The organism is Kocuria salsicia, from assembly GCF_007681555.1.
Lineage (GTDB): Bacteria > Actinomycetota > Actinomycetes > Actinomycetales > Micrococcaceae > Kocuria > Kocuria salsicia.
On sequence record NZ_VELE01000001.1, the window covers coordinates 151,603 to 172,280 of the forward strand.

Below are 20,678 nucleotides of genomic sequence, written 5' to 3' on the forward strand. Positions count from 1 at the left end.
TCGCACCAGTGGGGTGCGGCGGCGTTCACTCTCCCTTGCGGGTCATCGTGATGTCCTGGGCCTTCACACCCACGCCCACCACGGTGGGCTGCCCGTCCATGGTCGCGGCCTTCTTCGGGCCGGTGGCCGCCGCGGTGAAGCGGCTGACGGTGGACTTCTGCGCCTCGTACTCCTGGGTGGTCACGCTCGCTGTGCCGGGGGCGGCAGCCGGCGCCACCGCACGGCGCGAGCCACGACGACGCCGCGCCGGTGCCGGCGTCTCGGCCGCTGGCTGGGCAGTGGTGGCGGGAACGCCGGAACGGCTGCCCGCGCCCCCGTTCTGCGCGGGCGCTGCGGTCTTTCCGGTGGATGTCGGGGCGTTCGACTCCGCGTCCTGACGGCCGCCCTGCTCGGCACCACCGTCGCGTCCTGCGCGGCGGCTGCCCTGGCGGGACCCGCCACGGCCGTTGGACGAACGGTTGCGGGAGCTGCCCCCGCGCGAGCCGGAATCAGCGGTCTCGGGGCCCTTGCCCTCGGAGCCGTCGAAGCTCTCGGACTCCGGCGCACCGGATCCGCCACGGTTCTTCCCCGACTGCGCGGAGTCACCGGAGGTCTCCTCTGTGAACGCCGCCGTCAGCGAGTCCAGCGAGAGCGACTCCCCGGGCCCTGCGACGTCACGCGCGCCGGAGCGGTCCTGGCCGGACTGTCCCTGCGGGAGTTCGATGACCTCGCCGTGGATCGTGACGCTGGAGGAGCTGTCCGCACCCTCGGAGGAGTCTCCCGCGTCCGCCGAGCCCTCCTGCTGGGTGCCATTCTCCTCGCCCTGCGGCCCACGGCCCCGGCTGCGCTTGCCGCGGCGCTTCTTGCGGCGGCGGCCGCCGTCGGACTCGCCGTCCGAGGTGCTGCGGTTGTCCAAGTCCCCGTGGGTGCCCGCGGAGCCGTGAGTCTCGGGAGTACCGTCCGTGTCCGAGCCCTGCCGGTTCTGGCCGCCACCCTGCGGGGTGGCCTCGGCACCGGAACCGTGCTGCGCGGCGTCGTCGTCCTCGTGCGTGGAGGCTGAGGCGATGTTCGCGAGCGCAGCGCGGGTGGCCTCGGCGCGGGCCTGGTTCTCCTGCTCCTCCGAGCCCGCGCCCCGGTTCTGGGACTTGGAGTGCCCCTGCTGCTGGTTGCTTTGGGGCTTGCCGGAGCGAGAGCGCTTGCGCTCGTTGCGGTTGCCACGGTGGTCCGTGGGCGCGGCGCTGGAGCGGCCCTGGAGCGGGTGGTCGTGGACGACGACGCCGCGTCCCGCGCACTCCTCGCAGGGCTCCGAGAAGACTTCGAGCAGTCCGGTGCCCATGCGCTTGCGCGTCATCTGCACGAGACCCAGCGAGGTCACCTCGGCCACCTGGTGCTTGGTGCGGTCCCGGCCCAGGCACTCCACGAGCCGGCGCAGCACGAGGTCGCGGTTGGACTCGAGCACCATGTCGATGAAGTCGACCACAATGATCCCGCCGATGTCCCGCAGCCGCAGCTGGCGCACGATCTCCTCGGCAGCCTCCAGGTTGTTCTTGGTGACGGTCTCCTCGAGGTTGCCGCCGGAGCCCGTGAACTTGCCCGTGTTGACGTCCACCACGGTCATGGCCTCGGTGCGGTCGATCACCAGGGAGCCACCGGAGGGCAGGAACACCTTGCGCTCCAGCGCCTTGTGGATCTGCTCCTCCACGCGCATGTGCTCGAAGAGGTCCTCGTCCTCGGTCCAGCGGTGCAGCCGGTCCAGCAGGTCCGGGGCCACGTAGGTCACGTAGGCCTCGATGTTGTCCCACGCCTGCTCGCCCTGGACCACCATGGCGGTGAAGTCCTCGTTGAAGACGTCGCGGACGGTCTTGATGGTCAGGTCCGGCTCCGCGTAGAGCATCTCCGGGGCGAGCGTCTTGGTGGACGCGGCCTTCTCCTGGATCTGCTCCCACTGGGACCGCAGCCGGTTGATGTCGTTGGTCAGCTCCGTCTCGGAGGCACCCTCCGCCGCGGTGCGCACGATCACGCCCGCGCCCTCGGGCAGGCGGTCCTTGAGGATCTTCTTCAGCCGCTGCCGCTCGACGTCCGGCAACTTGCGGGAGATCCCCGTCATAGAGCCTCCTGGCACGTACACGAGGTAGCGGCCGGGCAGCGAGACCTGGCTCGTCAGGCGTGCACCCTTGTGGCCCACCGGATCCTTGGTGACCTGCACGAGGACGGCGTCCCCTGACTTCAGGGCGTTCTCGATCTTGCGGGGCTTCTTGCCGAGCTCGGCGGCGTCCCAGTCCACCTCACCGGCGTAGAGCACGGCGTTGCGGCCGCGCCCGATGTCCACGAACGCCGCCTCCATGGACGGCAGCACGTTCTGTACCTTGCCCACGTACACGTTGCCGATCAGGGAGTCCTGCTGCGTGTGGGAGACGAAGTGCTCCGCGAGGATTCCGTCCTCCAGCACGCCGATCTGGATCCGGTTCTCCTTCTGGCGCACGAGCATCGTGCGCTCCACGGACTCGCGGCGCGCGAGGAACTCGGCCTCGGTGATCACGTGGCGCTTGCGGCCGAACTGGCGGGACTCACGGCGCCGCTGTCGCTTCGCCTCCAGGCGCGTGGAGCCCTTGACGCCCACCACCTCGTCCGGGCCGGTGCCCTCGGAGCCGCCGCGGGGGGCGCGCACGCGGGTCACGGAGCCGTCGGAATCGTCCACGAGCTCCATGTCCTCCTCGCCACGGCGCCGACGACGACGCCGCTTGCTGGAGGCGGTGCCCAACTCGTCCTCGTCCTCGTGGTCACCGCGGGCGCCACGCTCGGCCTCCCGCTGCGCCTCGCGCTCCTGGGCGGCCTCGCGGAGGCGAGCGGCCTGCGCCTCGGCGGCCTTGCGGATCTCGTCCGGGTCCGGCGCGTGGAACATCAGGGACGCGCCGGGGCCGAAGGCGCCGAAGTTCTCCTGCGTGGGGGGCTCGGTCTCCTCCTCGGTGACCTCCACGGTCACGTTCTCGACGGCCTCGGCCGTCTCGGCCGCCCCGCTCTGCTGCAGCCCGGACTCCGACGGCGTGACCTCGCCCTGACCCGCACCGGCGTCGGTGGGCTCCGCCGCGGACGGCTGCGCTGAGGCACCGAGTGCGGCGGCGGCCTTGGTGTCCCCCGCGGGGATCTCGCCGACCGTGGCCGAGGTGGTGCCCTCCTCGGCCGCGGCAACCGCAGCGGCGTCGTTCGCCACGGAGGCGGTGGCCGGCTCGGTACTAGCGGCGGCGTCCTGCTCGACTGGGGTGGAGGCCGCGGCCTCCAGGGGGGACTGGGAGTTTTCCTGCTCAGGTTCCATGTGTGGTTGTGCTCCTGCTCGGGGCACCGCCCGCACCCGGGCCCGAGGTGTGCTCGGTCGGTCGAGCCGGTGTTCTCCACGCGGCCGCCGGAAGTCGATTTCGTACCCGCGGGCGTGGCGTGTGTCACGCGCGCCGTCCACGGGCCGACGGATGCCCGAGCCGCTGGGTCCTGGGGACCGCGGACTTGACCGGTGCGGACGCGCTCGATCCTCTGAGAGCCGCGGGTCCGCACCGATGCCGATCGGTGCTCCTGCCGGGTCGGGTCCTCATGTGCGGCTGAGGGCCGACCACCTGCAGTATCTCACAGTCGTCCCCCTGTCACCGCGCATTCCGCGTGGTGCAGCGCACACGGTCCTCCTGGAGGTGATCCCGGCGGCGGGCACTCCCCACCCGGGCCCGGCGGTGCACCGAGTGGACGCCCACACAGGTGGTCTACCATCGGGCGCGTGAGCTCAACATCCCCCGCACCAGCCGCACACCCCTACGATCCGGTCCGGGACCACTCTCCCGTTCCCGTTCCCCGGGCGGACCGCTCCTGGGCCTGGCTCGCCGTCGTGTGCTCCGTGGTGGGCTTTGCCGCCTCCGCCGTGCTCGTGGCCGAACGGCTCGCGATCTTCCAGGACGCGGGCCACCGCTCGAGCTGCGACTTCAACTCGTGGCTCTCCTGCGGCACCGTGATGCGCACCCCCCAGGCGGAGCTCTTCGGCTTCCCCAACCCGTTCATCGGCATCGTGGCCTACGCCGTGGTGCTCGCGGTGGCCGTGGGTGTGCTCGCCGGCGCCCGGTACGCGCGCTGGTACTGGGTGCTGCTGTGGCTGGGCACCGCGGCGGGTTCCGTGTTCACCCTGTGGCTGTGGTGGCAGACCACCTTCCACATCAACGCCCTGTGCCTCTACTGCATGATCGTGTGGTGCGCCCAGACCCTGCTGCTCGCGCACACCACCGCCCGGATGCGCCAGGCCGGGATCCTCAGCTCCTCCCCGCGCGGGATGGACTCCGGGCTCTCCGCGTGGGCGTGGTTCAGCGGCATCGCCGCCCTGGTGGTGGTCTTCGGCGTGATCGCCGTGCGCTTCGCCACGGTCATCTTCGGCTGAGTGCCCTCGTCACCTGAGCGCCCTCTCCACCCGGGCACCCTGACCACCTGAGCTCCCCCGCCGGACGCCCGGCACCGTGCGACGCCGGCGCGCCGCGAGCTCCCGGACCATGTCCAGGGGCCGCGACGCGCCGTCGTCGTCTCTGCGGATCGAGGTCCGCGTCCTGCCGGCGGGCGAGAGCCGGTCAGCCGAACCAGATGCCGATCTCGCGCTCGGCGGACTCGGGCGAGTCGGAGCCGTGCACGAGGTTCTTCTGGACCTTCTCGCCCCAGTCGCGCCCGAGATCGCCGCGGATGGTGCCCGGGGCGGCCGTGGTGGGCTCGGTGGCGCCTGCGAGGCTGCGGAAGCCCTCGATCACGCGGTCGCCCTCGACGACCGCGGCCACCACGGGCCCGGACATCATGAACTCCACGAGCGGTTCGAAGAATGGCTTGCCCTGGTGCTCGGCGTAGTGCTGCTCCAGGACCTCGCGGGTGGCCGTCACGTGCTTGAGCTCGGCCAGGGAATAGCCCTTGGCCTCGATGCGGGCCAGGATCTGGCCGGTGAGTCCGCGCTGGACACCGTCCGGCTTCACGAGGACGAGGGTGCGCTGCGTCATGAGGATCTCCTTGCTGGTCACGGACTCACGGGGAGTCCACTGCGGTGCACCGCGCTCTGTGCCTCTCAGCTGCAGGGCGCTGCCGTTGCCGGGTTGTCGGGTGCTGTGGCGAGCCTATCCGCCCGGGCCGGGGGTCCGGGAACGCGGCCCGGGGCAGGGCCCGCCCCGGGCGGTTCAGGTCTGAGGGTGGGCTTCCTCCCAGCGGCGCTGCTCCTCCGCGCGCTGGGCGTTCTCCCGGTCCATGCTTCCGCCCTTGACCACGGCGTACCACCAGGCCAGGGCGCACATGGCACCGATCACGAACATGGCCGGGACCACGAACCCCGTGGCGATCAGCACGAGCTGCAGCACCCACCCCGCGGCGTAGCCCCACGGCCTGCGCAGCACGGCGCACACCATGACGAACACCGCCGCGAGCACCACGGCCCCGACCATCAGCCAGACCTTTGCGGGAGTGCTCCAGTCCCGTGCCACCAGTCCGAACGCGGCCAGCGCGGCGAAGAAGACGATGAAGGCCTCGATGCTCAGCACGCTGGACGCGAACATCGTCTTGACCGAACCCTTCTTCTTGGGCTGTCCGGGGCGCCACTCGCGCTGCGCCTTGCTCATGCGGGCCATGCGGTTCCTTCCGAGGATCGGGGGTGGCGGGTTCGGGCGCGGGGGTCACAGCTCGAGCAGCGCACGCGCCTCACCCACCACGGTGATCGACCCGGTGATCAGCACGGCCCCGTCCGAGGCGTGCCGGTCCACGGCGTCCTGGACGGCGGCCGAGCACGCGTCCTCCAGTCGCGGTGCCACACGCACGGCGTCCTCGTCGAAGCCCATGTCCACGGCGATCTCCGCCAGCTCCTGCGGGTCCATGGCCCGCGGGGACTGCGAGCGCGTGCACCACAGGGTCACGTCGAACTCGCGGTACTCGTCCGCGAGCACACGGAACATGGCCTCGGAGTCCTTGTCCTGGAGCACGCCCACCACGAGGTTCAGGGTGGTGAACGTGAACGCCTCGCGCAGGGCGGCCGCGGAGGCGAGCAGCCCGTGCGGGTTGTGGGCGGCGTCGAGCAGCACGGGCGGGGCGGTGCGCACGAGCTCGAGCCGGCCCGGCGAGGACGCGGCGCCGAGCCCAGCGGCCACGAGCTCCTGGTTCAGCGGCTTCTCGCCGCCCCCGAGCAGGGCCTCGACGGCGGCCACGGCCACCGCGGCGTTCTGCGCCTGGTGGGCGCCGAACAGCGGCAGCATGAGGTCCTCGTAGCGCGCGGCGAGGCCCTGCAGGGTGATCACCTGTCCGCCCACGGCGGTGGTGCGCTGCTCGACCCCGAACTCCACTGCCTCGAAGCGGAACGGGACGGAGAGCTCCGTGGCGCGTTCGAGCAGCACCTGGGCGGCGCCGGGCTGCTGCGCGGCGCTCACGAGGAACCCGCCGGGCTTCACGATCCCGGACTTCTCCCCGGCGATCTCCTCCACAGTTTCACCGAGCATCCCGGTGTGGTCGAGGTCGATGGGCGTCACCACGGACACCGCGGCGTCCGCCACGTTGGTGGCGTCCCACGAGCCGCCGATGCCCACCTCCAGGACCATCACGTCCACGGGCTCGTCCGCGAAGACCGCGAACGCGAGCACCGTGAGGGTCTCGAAGTAGGTCAGCCGGGGGGCGCCGTCCGCCTCCAGGTGGCGGTCCACGAGGTCCAGGTACGGGGCGATCTCGCCGTAGATCCGCACGAAGGTCTCGTCGGAGACGGGTTCGCCGTCGATGCTGATCCGCTCGGTCACGCGCTCCAGGTGCGGGCTCGTGTAGCGGCCCACGCGCAGGTCGTGGGCCAGCAGCAGGGACTCGACCAGCCGTGCGGTGGAGGTCTTGCCGTTGGTGCCGGTCACGTGCACCACGGGGGCGCTGCGGTGCGGGTCCCCGAGGGCCTCCACGGCCAGCTGCACCGCGTCCAGGCGCGGCGCCATGCGGTCCTCCGGCGCGCGGGAGAGCAGGTGCTGGTAGATGTCCTCCACGGACGCGAAGTTCTCGTGCTCGCTCGCCGCGCTCATGCGGACACCACCTCCACGCTCACGCTCAGGTCCGTTGCGGGGACCAGCTCCAGCTCCTCGGACAGGGTCTCCCCCGCCACGAGATCGCGGTTGGCCTCCACGGCCGCCACGGTGGTGGCGTCCGCGGCCACGCGGGTGCGGATACGGTCGGAGACGTTCAGCGCGGCGTCCTTGCGGGCCTGCTGGATGGCACGCACGACGTCGCGCGCGACGCCCTCCGCGCGCAGCTCGTCCGTGAGCCCTGTGTCCAGCACCAGGAAACCGCCGCCCGGCAGCACGGTGACGGCGCGCGCGGAGCTCGCCGCAGCGTCGTCGACCACGGTGACGAGCTCGTACTCGCCCTCCTGGAGCTCGACCCCGCCGGCGACGACGCCGCCCTCCTCGCTCACGGACCAGTCACCCGTCTTCGTGGCCCTGATAACCTGCTGCACCTGCTTGCCCAGGCGTGGGCCCGCCGCGCGGGCGTTGACCTTCAGCTCCTGGGAGATGCCGTAATCGGCCGCAGAGACCTCATCCGCGTCCTCGAGGGTCACGGAGCGCAGGTTGAGCTCGTCCGCGACGATCTCCTGGAACGTGCCTTCCAGGGCATGGGCACCGGGAACCGCGACCGTCATGCCTGCGAGCGGCTGGCGCACGCGCAGGCTGTTGGCCTTGCGCAACCCGGAGCCCGCCGAGCTGATGGCGCGCGTGCGGTCCATGACCGTGACCAGGTCCTCGTCCCGCGGGAACAGGGACGCGTCCGGCCAGTCGGTCAGGTGCACGGAGCGCCCGCCCGTGAGACCGCGCCAGATCTCCTCGCTGATCAGCGGCAGCAGGGGCGCGCTCACGCGGCAGACCGTCTCCAGGCACGTGTACAGCACGTCGAACGCCTCCGTGTCCTCCTCGAAGAACCGCTCACGGGAACGGCGCACGTACCAGTTGGTGAGGGTGTCCATGTAGCTGCGCAGCCGCTCGGCGGCCGCCCAGATGTCGTACTCGTCGAACAGCCGCTTGGTGTCGGTGACCAGCGCACCGGTCTCGGCCAGGATGTAGCGGTCCATCACGTGCTCGGCGTCGTAACGCAGCTGGGCGTCGTAGCCCGCTCCCCCGTGCGCGGCGTTCGTGTAGAGACCGAAGAAGTGGTAGACGTTCCACAGGGGCAGCAGCATCTGTCGCACGCCGTCGCGGATGCCCTGCTCGGTCACCACCAGGTTGCCACCGCGCAGGATGGGCGAGGACATCAGGAACCAGCGCATGGCGTCCGAGCCGTCCCGGTCCAGGACCTCGTTGACGTCCGGGTAGTTGCGCAGGGACTTGGACATCTTCTGCCCGTCCGAGCCCAGCACGATGCCGTGGGAGATCACGTTGCGGAACGCCGGGCGGTCGAACAGCGCCGTGGCCAGGATGTGCAGCGTGTAGAACCAGCCGCGGGTCTGGCCGATGTACTCCACGATGAAGTCACCGGGGTTGTGCGTCTCGAACCACTCGCGGTTCTCCATGGGGTAGTGCACCTGGGCGTAGGGCATGGACCCGGAGTCGAACCACACGTCCAGCACCTCGGGCACCCGGCGCATCACGGACTGCCCCGTGGGGTCGTCCGGGTTGGGGCGCGTGAGGTCGTCGATCCACGGCCGGTGCAGGTCCACCTCGCCGGAGGCGTTGCGCGGCAGTCGGCCGAAGTCCCGCTCGATCTCCGCGAGCGAGCCGTAGACGTCCCGGCGCGGGTGGTTGGGGTCGCTGGACTCCCACACGGGGATGGGCGAGCCCCAGTAGCGGTTGCGCGAGATCGACCAGTCGCGGGCGTTCTCGAGCCACTTGCCGAACTGGCCGTCCTTGACGTTGCCCGGGATCCAGTTGATCTCCTGGTTCAGCTCGACCATGCGGTCCTTGAACGCGGTGACGCTCACGAACCACGAGGACACCGCCCGGTAGATCAACGGGTTCCGGCAGCGCCAGCAGTGCGGGTAGGAGTGCTCGTAGGAGGCCTCACGCACCAGCACGCCGCGCTCACGCAGGTCGCGCACCACGGTGCGGGTTACCTCCTTGTCGAACACGTTCAGCCCCGCGAGCGCGGCCAGCGGAGCGCCCTCGGCCAGCGAGTCGTCCGCGAAGAACGGGTAGAACCGGCCGCTCTCGTCCACGGTGAGCACCACCGGGATGTCGTGCTCGGCGCACGTCCACTGGTCGTCCTCGCCGTAGGCCGGGGCCTGGTGCACGATGCCCGTGCCGTCCGTCGTCGTCACGTAGTCCGCCACGAGGATCTGCCACGCATGCTCGGTGCCGAAGCGCTCAGCGTCGGTGAAGTAGTCCCACAGCGGGGCGTAGCGGATGCCCGCGAGCTGCTCACCCGTGTAGTGCGCCGTGACCGCGTCCCGCACGGCGGCGGCCGGGTCCTCGGCGTCGCCGTAGCCCAGGTCCTTCGCGTAGCCGGGTGCCAGCTCCGCGGCCACGAGGAAGCGGCGGCCCGCCAGCTCCCCCGCACCGGGCACCAGTGCGTAGTCGACTGCGGGCCCGACGGCGAGCGCCTCGTTGGTGGGCAGGGTCCAGGGGGTGGTGGTCCAGGCGATGGCCTCGGCGCCGGCGAGCTCCGCGGCCACGGCGGGCTCCGCGGCCCAGGAGGTGTCGGCCGAGAGCCGGAACGCCACGGTCAGGGAGGTGTCCTGGCGCATCTTGTAGACGTCGTCGTCCATGCGCAGCTCGTGGTTGGACAGCGGCGTCTCGTCCTTCCAGCAGTACGGCAGCACGCGGTAGCCGGAGTAGACGAGGCCCTTGTCGTCGAGGGCCTTGAACGCGCTGATCACGGACTCCATGTAGTCCGGGTTCAGCGTCTTGTAGTCGTTCTCGAAGTCCACCCAGCGGGCCTGGCGGGTCACGTAGTCCTGCCACTCGGTGGCGTAGGTGAGCACGGAGGAGCGGCAGGCGTCGTTGAACTTGTCGATGCCCATCGACTCGATCTCCTGCTTGTCGGTCATCCCCAGCTGCTTCATGGCCTCCAGCTCGGCGGGCAGACCGTGGGTGTCCCAGCCGAAGCGGCGCTCCACGCGGCGGCCCTGCTGGGTCTGGTAGCGGGCCACGAGGTCCTTGACGTAGCCGGTGAGCAGGTGGCCGTAGTGGGGCAGGCCGTTGGCGAAGGGAGGGCCGTCGTAGAAGACGAACTCGTTGGAGCCGTCCTCGCCGCGCTCACGCTGGTCGATGCTGGCCTGGAAGGTGTGATCCAGCTTCCAGTACTCGAGCACCCGCTCCTCGATGAGCGGAAGCCGCGGTGCGGGCGGCACACCCTGAGCGGCGGGGTCGGTGCTCGCCTTGGGATACACGAAAGAGTCGGACACGGTGCTCCATCCTGAGATGACAACGGTTTCAGGATGCGAGGACGCCCGGGCGCACGGGGCGCCGGTGGCGCGGTACCACCTCGCTTGTCCGCCGCCTCGCCGGCTGCTGCCGACGACGCCGCGGGCCGCTCGTTGAGGGCTGTCACGTGCCCGGGACGTCCGGTTCTACTGGGGCCGCTGGCGGCCGGTTCTTCCGGAGGGGCTCCCCGGTGATGGCCGGATCAGCGCCCGCGCGCACGAGGCGCGCCCGTCCATGATAGCGCGCCGGACGGCGTCGTCCTCCCCCGGCATCCGTGACGTACGGCGCTCGGGCGTGACCGGCGCCAGGGGCGCTGTCCCGGCTCGTGATGGCCCCGGGGCTCCCTGCGCCGTCGGCGTGGTCGACGCGCCCGGGATCTCACCCCGCGGGCTGGAACTGCACGCGGCCCTCCTGCACCCGCACGGGATACACGGGCAGCGTCCAGTCCCCGCCGGCCACGCACTGCCCGGTGGCGAGGTCGTAGGTCTCCTTGTAGAGCGGTGAGGCCACCGTGTGCTGCTCGCCGTGGCGGCCCACGATGCCGCGGGCGATCACGAGCGCACCGGAGCGCGGGTCCCGGTGGTCGGTGACGAACACGCGGTCGTCGTTGGTGCGGAACACCGCGTACTCGTGCCCGGCCACGATCGCGGCCTCGCCCCAGTTGACCTCCAGGTCCTCGAACGCGCACACGTCCACCCAGCCTTCCGCGTCCGGGGCGGACGGCCGCCGCGCCCCCTCGCCGTGGGCGGCCGGAGACCCCTGCGTGGTGCCCTGCGACGTCGTGCTGTCCATGGAAAACCTCCCACCGCGCCGCGCGGGCGCCCAGATAATTCGCATTCTCGGCGCTAATCTAGCAGTGTCGCGTCCGTCACGGACGCGGGACGCCAGCCGGACCCCGGAAGGACACCCCATGACAACGCTCTCCGATCGACCCGCGGCCGAGAGGCCCCGGTCCGTCCTCGTCCTCGGTGGAGGCCCCGCCGCGTTCCGCCTGGTCCGCGCACTCACGGAACGGGCGGAGGAGCCGCTGAGCATCACCGTGCTCGCGGAGGAGCCCTACACGCCCTACGACCGCGTGGCGCTGGAGCAGCTCTTCGACGACCCGGAGCGGGACCTCACCCTGGGCGATGGCTCCCTGTGGTCCCGGCCGGAGGTTCACCTGCTCACGGAGACCCGCGCCGTGGCCCTGGACCGCGAGCGCCGGGTGGTCACCGACCAGCGGGGCGAGGAGCACCCCTACGACGACGTCGTGCTCGCCACCGGCTCGCGCGCGGCCGTGATCCCCATTCCCGGCTCGGACCACACCCACGTGTTCCGCGGGGTGGACGACGTCCGCGGCATGGTCGACGAGGTCGCGGAGCTCACCGCGCGGCTGGGGCGCAGGCCCCGGGCCGTCGTGGTGGGCGGCGGACTGCTCGGGCTGGAGGCCGCCCAGGGGCTGCAGCACGTGGGCGCGGACCCCACCATCCTGGATGTGGCCTCGTGGCTGCTGTCCATCGAACTGGACCAGGCCGGCGGGCACATGGTCAACGACCTCATCCGGGCCACGGGGATCGGCGTGCAGTGCGGCGCGTTCATCTCCTCCGTGAACCTGGACGCCTCCGGCTCCGTGGTCTCGGTGTCCCTGGCCGAGTCCCTCGGGGACGAGTCCCAGGTGCACACGATCGACGCGGACCTCGTGGTGATGGCCGCGGGCATCCGCCCCAACGACGACCTCGCGAAGAACGCGAACCTGCCAGTGGGCCCGCGCGGCGGCGTCGTGGTGGACGAGGGCTGCCGCACCGCGGACCCGCACGTGTGGTCCATCGGGGAGGTCGCCCACATCCTCGGGCGCACGTGGGGACTCGTGGCGCCGGCGAACGCCATGGCCGAGGCCACGGCCGTGAACCTGCTCGGCGGGGACAGCGCCGTCGCGGACTTCGACGTGGCCACCAAGCTGAAGTTCTCCGGCGTGGACGTCGCCGGCTTCGGCGACCGGCTGGGCAAGACCCCGGACTGCCTCGAGGTCGTCTACGCGGACCCGGCGCGCGGGATCTACCAGAAGATCGTGGTTGCCCAGGACGCCCGCACCCTGCTGGGCGGGGTGTTCGTGGGCGACACCGCACCCTTCGACTCGCTGCGCCCCCTGCTGGGCCGCGAGCTGCCCGCCGAACCGGGCGTGTACCTCTCCGCCGCCGGCGGGGACGGGCCCGGGGACATCGACCTGCCCGACGACGCCGTGCTGTGCTCGTGCAACAACGTGGACTTCGGCACGGTGCGCTCCGCGATCGACGCCGGCAACCGGGACGTCGCCTCGCTGAAGGCCTGCACGAGCGCCGGAACCCAGTGCGGCTCGTGCGTGCCCATGCTGGAGAAGACCCTCAAGCAGCGCATGAAGGCCCTCGGGCTCTCGGTCTCCAAGGCCCTGTGCGAGCACTTCGAGCTCTCCCGGCCCGAGCTCTACGAGGCCGTGCGCAGCACCGGACTGGAGGACTTCGAGTCCGTGCTCGCCCGCTTCGGCACCGGCGAGGACGGCTGCGCGGTGTGCAAGCCCACCGTGGCCTCCATCCTCCACTCCCAGGTCCACGCGTACTCGCTGGACGGCGGGCGCGGCACCCTGCAGGACACCAACGACCGCAACATGGCCAACATGCAGAAGGACGGCACCTACTCGGTCATCCCCCGCATCCCCGGCGGGGAGATCACCCCGCGCAAGCTCGCCGTGCTCGCCGCCGTGGGCGAGAAGTACGGGCTCTACACCAAGATCACCGGAGCGCAGCGGATCGGACTCTACGGCGCCCGCCTGGAGCAGCTGCCCCGGATCTGGCAGGAGCTCGTGGACGCCGGCTTCGAGTCCGGCTCCGCCTACGGCAAGGCCCTGCGCAACGTGAAGTCCTGCATCGGCAACTCGTGGTGCCGCTTCGGCGTGCAGGACTCCGTGGCGCTCGCCGTGGACATGGAGAACCGCTACCGCGGGCTGCGCTCGCCCCACAAGTTCAAGTTCGGCGTGTCCGGGTGCAGCCGCGAGTGCGCGGAGGCCCAGGGCAAGGACGTGGGCGTGATCGCCACGACCCACGGCTGGAACCTGTTCCTGGGCGGCAACGGCGGCTCCAACCCCGCGCACGGGCGGCTGCTCGCCAAGGACCTCACGCGCGAGGAGGTCTTCCGCTACGTGGACCGCTACCTCATGTACTACATCCGCACCGCGGACCGGCTGCAGCGCACCGCCCGCTGGTTCGAGGAGCTGGACGAGACCTACGGGGACGGCACCCAGCACGTGCGCAGCGTGATCGTGGACGACTCGCTCGGCATCTGCGCGGACCTCGAGGCCGAGGTGGAGCGGCACCTGGAGGCGTACGAGGACGAGTGGGCCGCCACCCTCGCGGACCCGCAGCGCATGCGCCGCTTCCGGGCCTTCATCAACGAGCCCGAGGGCGATCCCGCGGACCTGGACGCGCGCATGTACGTGCTCGAACGCGACCAGATCCGCCCCGCCACCCCGCAGGAGGTGGACGAGTCCGAGGCCGGGAACGGGCACCGCGTGCTCGTCTCCGGGGCGAAGATCCCCGTGGGCCAGCCGTGAGCGGGCGTTCTCCGAGCAACTGCGCCTGAGGCTGCCCCTGACCCGCGGTCCTCTGAGCAGTCTCTCCTGAGCGGAAGGGCCCGGGGCCAGTTCGCTGGGAACATTACCTGGGGACGGCAGCCGGGAGCCCTCACGGGCTCCCGGCTGGGGTCCTCAGCGTTCCCCGACGGCGTCGTCCTCCCCCAGCGCGGCCACCCGGCCGACCAGGATGACGGCGGGCGCCCGCACCCCCCGCTGCTCCGCGGTGGCGGCAATGCTCGCCAGGTCCCCCACGGTGCACCGCTGCTCGGGGGTCCACCCCCGCTCGACCACCGCCACGGGGGTCTCCGGCGGGTAGCCTGCGGCCACGAGTGTCTCGCAGTGCCGGGCCAGGCCGCGCACGCCCATCATGAGGATGAGGGTGTGGCCGTCCCGGTAGGGCACGTGGTGCAGCTCCTCGTGCGCGGTGATGACCGTGAATCCGTGGGCCAGGTCCCGGTGCGTCACGGGGATCCCGGCCGCCGCGGGCACGGAGATGGCCGAGGTCACCCCGGGTACCACCTCGGTCCGGATGCTGTGGGCGTGGCAGTACTCGACCTCTTCGCCCCCGCGGCCGAACACAAACGGGTCCCCGCCCTTCAGCCGCACGACACGGTGCCCGAGCCGCGCCTCCGCAACGAGGGTCTCGTTGATCCGGTCCTGGGTGACCTTGTGGTACCCGGCGCGCTTGCCCACGTCCACGATCCGCGCGTGGTCGGAGAGCTCCGGAAGCAGAGACGTGGGCCCCAGCCGGTCTGCGACCACGACGTCCGCGCCGGCCAGCAGCCGACGGCCGCGCAGCGTGAGCAGGCCGGGGTCGCCGGGCCCGCCACCCACCAGGGCCACGGTGCCCGGGGCCTGCGCGCCCGGTTCGCGCTCCACGCCGTCCTCGGACGCGCGGTGCGCGCCCACGGGGATCTCACCGCTCTCCAGGCGCGCGGCCATCCACGCCGCGACCCGCTTGGCGCGCACCGGGTCGCCCGTGGCATTGACGGCCACCGTCACACCGTGGGCGCGCGCGGTGGCCGGAACCCAGGCAGCGGAGTGCGCGGCGTCGCCGCCCTTGACGCAGAAGACACGACGCCGCTCTGCCTCCCGCGCCACGAGGTCCTGGATGTCCGGGGAGTCCGTGTGGGCGAGCACGAGCCACGCGCCGTCGAGGTCCTCCGGGGCGAAACCGCGCTCGTGCCAGGTCAGCTCCCCCGCGGTGGCCAGCTCACGCAGGTCACCCGTCACGCGCGGAGCCACGAGGTCGACGACGGCGCCCTCGGCCAGCAGGCCCGGCACCCGCCGCGCCGCGACGGGACCGCCGCCGACCACCAGGACACGGCGTCCGGACAGGTTCAGGCCCAGGGGGTAGGTCATGGCCGGCGGAGCTCCTCGGGCGGGCGGCCCGGGTGAGAGGCCGTCCTCGTGCGGTGGTCCGGGCCCGGGGGCGCGGCGATTGCAGCGAGTGGTCGCCACGGCGGAGCCGACACACCGGGGCACGGTGGGATCTCCGCCATGCTACGCACAGCACCGTCCGCGCCCGCCCGACCCGTCACATACGCGTCACGCGTGTCCCGTCACTCTGTGGCGGCGCCGAGGCGCCAGTACCCCATGAACGAGACGTCGCTGCGGGACACCCCCGCGCTCACGCACATCCGGCGCAGCGACTTCACGCCCGAGGATTCCGCAGCGAGGAACCAGTACGTGCCCCGGCCCTGCGTGCTCGCCGTGTTCCACACGAACTCCGGTTCCTCGGTCGTGGTCCCGGGTGCGCTCGCGGTCCCGGGCTCCGCGCGCCTCCAGCCCCGCCTCGAGCGTTCGCAGAGCCGGGCCCACAGCCACAGCTCCAGTGCCAGGTTGCGTGCCCGGTGCTCCCGGGGCAGCCACGTCCAGGACAGCTCGGTGCCGCCCGCGAGCCGCACACGCAGCGCACGGTCCCCCGGGGACGACTCCGCCCGCTCCAGTGCGCGCGGTCCGGCAGCCCGCGCGGCGTCACCACCCGTGGGAACTTCCACGGCCACCTCCAGCCGTCGAGGCGGCGCGCAGCTCGTGCCGTCCGCCTGCACCCGCACCCCCCGGTCGAGGCCGTCCACGATCGCCGCCACGGCCGGCAGCGCCGTCTCGTCTCCGGCGAGCACGACGTCCTGCCCGGCGGCCCGGTGCTCGTCCCACGCGGCCCACCAGGCGGCGTCGCCCGCGGGAACCAGCAGCTGGACGTCCTCGCCCTCCCGCGCGGACTCGCCCCACGCGGCCCCGGGGCCCATGCCGTGCTCGGGGTCCCCGTGGAGCACCACGTCGATCGCGAGCTCGGGGACCTCCCGCCCGGCGATGTCCACGGTGGTGGCGTCTCGCACCGTGTAGGTGCGGATCCAGCCGCTCTGCTCGGGCGGCGCGGCCATGAACTCACGGCGCCAACGGGCCATGTCCGAGACGTCCACGTCCAGAAGCTGCCCGCGCCGCGGCGGGACCAGCACCTTGAGGTAGGCGTCGGCGCGTGGACCTGGGCCCTGCTCACCCCACGGCATCGTCCACAGCTGCTCACCCGCCACGCGCACCCGCACAAGGTGCTCGCTCAACCGCTCGGTACCCGTGACCCGTGCGTTCACGCATGTCAGCTGCGTCACGACCGCGCGCCTTCCGCTGGGGCGTCCGCGCGCCCGGTGGACAGCGGGATCACCACACGGGCCCCGGTGACCTCGTCGTGCAGCACGCGCGCCCGCATGTCGAACACGGAGCTCACGGTCTCGTCCGTCATGACCTCGTGGGCGGGTCCGCGGGCGGCCACGCCGCCGTCCTTCACGGCCACGAGGACGTCCGCGTACCGGGCGGCCAGCGAGAGCTCGTGCAGCACCATGACCAGTGTGATGCCGCGGGTCCGCTGCAGCTGGCCCAGAATGTCCAGAATCTCCACCTGGCGGGCGATGTCCAGGTAGGTGGTGGGCTCGTCGAGCAGCAGCACGTCCGTCTGCTGCGCGAGGGCCAGCGCGATCCACACGCGCTGGCGCTGCCCGCCGGACAGTGCGGTGACCTGCCGGTCCACCAGCCCGGCCAGCCCGGTGAGGTCGATGGCCTCGGCCACCGCGGCGTCGTCCTCGGCGCGCCAGCGCCCGAAGGCTCCGCGGTGGGGGTGGCGTCCGCGGGAGACCAGCTCCTGGACGGTCACGCCCTCGGGCGCCAGCGGGTCCTGCGGCAGGAACCCCACGGTGCGCGCGAAACGTCGGCGGTGCCACGCGCTCACGTCCTCCCCGCCCACGAGCACCTGTCCGGAGTCCGCGGTGAGCTGCCGGGCGCACGTGCGCAGCAGCGTGGACTTGCCGCAGCCGTTGGCGCCGACCAGCGCGCTCACGCGCCCCGCGGGGAACGAGACGCTCACGTCCCGCAGGATCGGCGCGCCGCCGTAGCCGACGCTCAGCCCACGCACCTCGAGCGACGACGCCACGCGCTGCCGGTCCCCGGTCGCGTCCACCTGTTCCTGGAGAGCACTCATGCCTCCCCCTTTCCTCGACCGATCAGCAGCCACAGCAGCACGGGCGCGCCCGCGGCGGCCGTGACGACACCCACGGGCAGTGCCAGGGTGGGGATGGCCTCGGCCGCCACGTAGTCCGAGACCACCATGAGCAGTGCACCCACCAGTGCGGCGTGGTGGGCCCTGCCCTCACCACCGCCGAGCCCGCGCGCGACGGGCGCGGCCATGAAGGACACGAACGCCACCGGGCCGACCGTGGCTGCGGCAACGGCCACCAGGGCCACGGCCAGGCCCAGCGCGGCGAGACGCACCCGCGGCACCCGAACGCCCAGCCCGGCCGCGAGCGCGTCGCCCGTTCCGAGGGCGTCCACGGCGGGGACCAGCAGTGCGCACAGGGGCAGCAGCACGAGCAGGGTGAGCACCATCCGGGCGATGTCCTGCCATGATGCGGCGGCAAGCGAGCCGGTGAGCCACTGCATGGCGTCCTGCGCTGCGTAGATGTCCGCGCGGGTGAGCACGGCGTTGATCGCCGCACTCGTGAGCGCGCCCCCCGTCACGCCCGTGAGCACGAGCCTGCCGATGTTCGCGCGCGTCCCCCCGGCGGCCAGGACGACGGCGGCCATGAGGCCGAAACCGCCGGCGAGCGCGCTGAGCGTGACCGCGGCGCCGGAGAGCCCGCCCACGGTGATGGCGAGGACGGCGCCGAGGCCGGCTCCGGAGGAGACGCCCATGATGTCCGGGGAGGCCAGGGGGTTGCGCAGCACCCGCTGGAAGAGGTGGCCCGCGAGGCCGAAGGCGATTCCCGTGAGGATGCCCAGCGCGGTGCGGGGAAGGGTGATCTGCCAGACGATGTAGTCCGCGGGCCCGGTGTAGTCGTGGGCCAGCACGGCGAGCAGGTCCGGCACCGCCACCACGTATTTGCCCAGGGCGATCCGCGCAAAGCTGGCGACCAGGAGGGCGGCGAGCAGTCCGGTGGTCACCCGGCGGGTGCGGCGTCGGGTGCGGGAACGGGAGGCGCGCACGGCGGTGACGGTCTCGGAGCGCTGCGGTGGGTGTGCGGTCAGGGTGCTCACCAGGTCACCGCCTTCCCGCGCAGCACGGCCACGAGGGCCGGGGCGCCGAGCACGACGAGGGCGATGCCCACCTGGATCTCGCGGTCCGGGACGAGCACGCGCGCCACGACGTCGGCGAGCAGCACGATGCTGGGCCCGGCGAGCAGGCACGCCGGAACCACGCGGCGGTAGGACACCCCGGTGAGGACGCGCACCGCGTGGGGCACCAGCAGCCCGCAGAACACGAGCGGTCCCACCAGTGCGGTGGACGTGCCGGCCAGCAGCACCACGGCCAGTCCGGCCAGCGTACGGGTGAGAGCCGGGTGCGTGCCCAGGCCGCGCCCGAGGGCGTCGCCCAGGGTCAGGGTGTCCAGCGAGCGCGCGACGGCCCACCCCAGCAGCAGGCCCACCAGGACCACCGGGGTGGCGAGCAGCAGGAACGAGCCGTCCGGGCGGGTGAGCTCCCCCACCTGCCAGCGGCGGAACGTGTCGAAGGTGGCCTGGTGGCTCAGCAGCACGGAGCTGGTGAGCGCGGTCAGTCCGGCGGAGACGGCGGCGCCCGTGAGTGCCAGGGTCACGGGGCGGGCCCCGCCCCGTGCGGCGGAGGACAGGGCGTAGACGGCGGCCATCGCGACCGCGGATCCGAGGGCCGCGAGCCAGAGCTGGTCCACCGTGGCGGTGAGTCCCAGGAAGGCACCGCCCGTGACCACAGCGAACGCCGCGCCTGCGGTGAGGCCCAGGATTCCCGGGTCGCCCAGGGGGTTGCGTGTGGCGCCCTGCAGCAGCGCGCCGGCCACGGACAGCGCGGCGCCCGTGAGCACACCGGCCGCCGTGCGCCACACGCGGGTCTGGACCACGGCGCCGTCGATGGCCGTGACTCCGGGAACGTTCTCCGGGTCCCCGAAGAGCACCTGCGGCACGGTGCGCCACGTGGCGTCCAGGGAGATGGGACGCGCGCCGCACGAGACGGAGAGCACCACCGCCGCGGCCAGCACGGCGAGCAGGACCAGCCACAGGACCGGCCCGCGCGCCGTCCTGCGTGCGCGGGTGGAGCCCCGGGCCTCGGGGCGGACGGCGGTGGCGCTCACGCTCACGGAGGTCAGGCCCCCAGGGCGTTCTTGATCGCCGGGACGTGTGCGTCCAGCGCGTGCGGCATGGACAGCGGCGAGGACGAGTAGCCCGAGAGCACATCCGGCTTGGAGGTCAGGAACAGCCCGTGGCCGTCCTTGATCGCCGGGATCGTCTTGAGCACGGAGTCGGTGCGGAACTTCTCCGCCTGGGCGTCATCCTCTGCGGCCGCCACGAAGAGGTCGCTCTGCAGCTCGTCCGCCCGCTCCTTGGGCCACTCGCGCCAGAACTCGTCACCGTCGATGTTCTCGGTGACCACCGGGGCCAGGCTCAGGCCCAGCGAGGTGAGGAAGCGGGGCCGCCCGTCCGTGGGGCCGTAGAAGCCCAGGCTCTGGGTGACGTCCCCGTAGATGAAGGTCTTGCCCTTGGCGTCCCCGAGGTCCTCCGAGCGCTTGCTGACGAGCTCCTCGGTCTGCGAGACGAGGTCGTCACCGGCCTGGGAGCGGCCCAGGGCCTTGGCGGTGAGCTTCTGCATGTCCTGCCACGAGTTCACCCACGGGCCCGTGGGGTAGGCCACCACGGGGGCGATCTCGGTGAGGCGCGTGTACTCGTCCTGGGTCACCCCGGAGTTCACGGCGATGATCAGGTCCGGGCTCAGCTGCGCGATCTCGGTGAAGTTCACGCCGTCCGACTCGTCGATGGTCGTGGGGCTCTGCCCGCCCAGCTCGGTCACCTTGGCGTCGAACCAGTCCGTGGAGCCCTTGTCGTTGCCGCCCCACGAGACCTTGGTCATCCCCACGGGGACCACGCCGAGGGCCGCCACGAAGTCCTGGGTGTTGCTCGCGCCCACGCACACGACGCGCTCGGGGGCCTTCTCCACGGTGGTGCTGCCGAGCTTGTGCTCGACCGTCACGGGGAACGCGTCGGTGGGCGTGGACGAGGCGGTCGCCCCCGGGGTCGCGGCGCCATCGCCTCCGCGGGATCCGGTGGAGCACGCGGCGAGGCCCACGATGGAGGCCAGGGCCAGGCCGGAGCCGAGGACGGCGCGGCGGCTGAGCTGGTGACGGGGCTGGGGCAGGTCGCGGGGCATGGGCTCTCCTGGAGCAAAGAATTTGATAAGGCTCGCCTAACCTAATTCCTCGTCCCGGCGCTGGCAAGCGGAGACCGCCCCGTGCTCC

General features: G+C 72.2%; 14 protein-coding genes. 2 read left to right on the top strand and 12 right to left on the bottom strand.

Going from position 1 to position 20,678, the window contains the following annotated elements; genetic code table 11:
- Nucleotides 1–25: 25 nt before the first annotated feature.
- Nucleotides 26–3,292 (bottom strand): Rne/Rng family ribonuclease, encoded by a 3,267-nt coding sequence (locus FS770_RS00700; RefSeq protein WP_145009249.1) that lies wholly within the window; start codon nt 3,290–3,292, stop codon nt 26–28.
- Nucleotides 3,293–3,739: 447 nt separating this feature from the next.
- On the opposite strand from FS770_RS00700, the gene FS770_RS00705 reads away from it, so the two are divergent.
- The gene (locus FS770_RS00705) at nt 3,740–4,387 is read left to right on the top strand and encodes a vitamin K epoxide reductase family protein (RefSeq protein ID WP_145009251.1); all 648 of its coding nucleotides are present in this window, start codon (nt 3,740–3,742) and stop codon (nt 4,385–4,387) included.
- Between the two features lie 184 nt (nt 4,388–4,571).
- Here the strand turns inward: FS770_RS00705 and ndk are convergent, their stop codons facing one another.
- The 5 genes from ndk to nirD all read right to left on the bottom strand — a co-directional run bounded on the left by ndk (nt 4,572) and on the right by nirD (nt 11,138).
- Nucleotides 4,572–4,985 carry a nucleoside-diphosphate kinase gene (gene ndk / locus FS770_RS00710; protein ID WP_144942594.1) on the bottom strand — a complete coding sequence of 138 codons (414 nt, stop codon included), beginning with the start codon at nt 4,983–4,985 and terminating at the stop codon, nt 4,572–4,574.
- A 174-nt stretch (nt 4,986–5,159) separates the two neighbouring features.
- On the bottom strand, nt 5,160–5,603 hold the full coding sequence (locus FS770_RS00715; RefSeq protein WP_145009253.1) for a DUF4233 domain-containing protein: 444 nt from the start codon (nt 5,601–5,603) through the stop codon (nt 5,160–5,162).
- Between the two features lie 45 nt (nt 5,604–5,648).
- Nucleotides 5,649–7,019, bottom strand: a complete 1,371-nt coding sequence (locus FS770_RS00720; protein ID WP_145009256.1) for a bifunctional folylpolyglutamate synthase/dihydrofolate synthase — start codon at nt 7,017–7,019, stop codon at nt 5,649–5,651.
- The gene (ileS, locus tag FS770_RS00725; protein WP_145009260.1) at nt 7,016–10,327 is read right to left on the bottom strand and encodes an isoleucine--tRNA ligase; all 3,312 of its coding nucleotides are present in this window, start codon (nt 10,325–10,327) and stop codon (nt 7,016–7,018) included. The genes FS770_RS00720 and ileS overlap by 4 nt, the downstream gene beginning before the upstream one ends.
- 397 nt (nt 10,328–10,724) lie before the next feature.
- Complete coding sequence (gene nirD / locus FS770_RS00730) at nt 10,725–11,138, bottom strand: nitrite reductase small subunit NirD (protein WP_144942590.1); 414 nt, start codon at nt 11,136–11,138, stop codon at nt 10,725–10,727.
- 118 nt (nt 11,139–11,256) lie between these two features.
- Between nirD and nirB the strand changes: the two genes are divergently transcribed.
- Nucleotides 11,257–13,908 carry a nitrite reductase large subunit NirB gene (gene nirB, locus FS770_RS00735; RefSeq protein WP_145009263.1) on the top strand — a complete coding sequence of 884 codons (2,652 nt, stop codon included), beginning with the start codon at nt 11,257–11,259 and terminating at the stop codon, nt 13,906–13,908.
- A 153-nt stretch (nt 13,909–14,061) separates the two neighbouring features.
- Here nirB and cobA read toward each other — a convergent pair whose 3' ends face one another.
- From cobA to FS770_RS00765, 6 genes are all read right to left on the bottom strand, one after another.
- Nucleotides 14,062–15,291, bottom strand: coding sequence for a uroporphyrinogen-III C-methyltransferase (gene cobA, locus FS770_RS00740; RefSeq protein ID WP_145009266.1), 1,230 nt, complete (start codon nt 15,289–15,291; stop codon nt 14,062–14,064).
- Between the two features lie 200 nt (nt 15,292–15,491).
- The gene (locus FS770_RS00745) at nt 15,492–16,538 is read right to left on the bottom strand and encodes a siderophore-interacting protein (RefSeq protein ID WP_145009268.1); all 1,047 of its coding nucleotides are present in this window, start codon (nt 16,536–16,538) and stop codon (nt 15,492–15,494) included.
- Nucleotides 16,535–17,401, bottom strand: coding sequence for an ABC transporter ATP-binding protein (locus tag FS770_RS00750; RefSeq protein ID WP_145009271.1), 867 nt, complete (start codon nt 17,399–17,401; stop codon nt 16,535–16,537). The genes FS770_RS00745 and FS770_RS00750 overlap by 4 nt, the downstream gene beginning before the upstream one ends.
- Nucleotides 17,398–18,453, bottom strand: a complete 1,056-nt coding sequence (locus FS770_RS00755) for a FecCD family ABC transporter permease (RefSeq protein ID WP_244944670.1) — start codon at nt 18,451–18,453, stop codon at nt 17,398–17,400. Before FS770_RS00755 ends, FS770_RS00750 begins: the two co-directional genes overlap by 4 nt.
- Nucleotides 18,450–19,520: a FecCD family ABC transporter permease gene (locus FS770_RS00760; protein WP_244944671.1), complete on the bottom strand. Its 1,071-nt coding sequence runs from the start codon at nt 19,518–19,520 to the stop codon at nt 18,450–18,452. Before FS770_RS00760 ends, FS770_RS00755 begins: the two co-directional genes overlap by 4 nt.
- 11 nt (nt 19,521–19,531) lie before the next feature.
- On the bottom strand, nt 19,532–20,590 hold the full coding sequence (locus FS770_RS00765) for an ABC transporter substrate-binding protein (RefSeq protein WP_145009277.1): 1,059 nt from the start codon (nt 20,588–20,590) through the stop codon (nt 19,532–19,534).
- Nucleotides 20,591–20,678 lie beyond the last annotated feature (88 nt).